Annotated in this window: 1 pseudogene; it reads left to right on the top strand. The window is 65.0% G+C overall.

The features are described from left to right. Positions 1-669 (top strand): annotated as a pseudogene (locus tag IOD06_RS13460) (malate synthase A); the annotation flags it as partial.

The raw sequence follows: 669 nt of genomic DNA, 5'->3' as shown, positions 1-669 counted from the left end.
GCTGGGATTACATCTTCTCGATCATCAAGAACTTCCGCGGTCGTGGGGCGAGCTTTGTGCTCCCTGACCGTTCCGCCATCACGATGACGGTGCCGTTCATGCGGGCCTATACCGAGCTGCTCGTTGCGACCTGCCACAAGCGGGGAGCACATGCCATCGGCGGCATGAGCGCGTTCATTCCGAACCGTCGAGACCCTGAAGTGACCGCTCGTGCCCTCGACGCTGTGACGCGCGACAAGCGCCGCGAGGCCACCGATGGCTTCGATGGCACCTGGGTCGCGCATCCGGATCTCATCCCCACCGCCCGCGCCGAGTTCGATGCGGTATTGGGGGAGCGCCCCAACCAGGTTGATCGCCTGCGCGACGATGTTCATGTGACGGCGGAGGACCTGCTCGACCTGCGCATCGACGGTGCAGTGACGGATGCCGGAGTGCGTTCCAACGTCTCCATTGCGCTGCGCTACATCGAGAGCTGGCTCCGCGGAGTCGGCGCCGCTGCGATCGACAACCTGATGGAGGACGCCGCGACCGCTGAGATCAGCCGCAGCCAACTCTGGCAGTGGATGCACCAGCACGTGGTGACGGCGGAGGGCACTCCCATCACACACCGCAGCATCGAGGAGGAGCTCGCCCACGTGTTCGCCACGATCGAGCGCACACCAGGCGATC

This window comes from Psychrobacter sp. N25K4-3-2 (genome assembly GCF_015351755.1).
Classification (GTDB): Bacteria; Pseudomonadota; Gammaproteobacteria; order Pseudomonadales; family Moraxellaceae; genus Psychrobacter; species Psychrobacter glaciei.
Note: the sequence above shows the minus strand (reverse complement) of the source record. Positions and strands in the feature narration are given on the sequence as shown.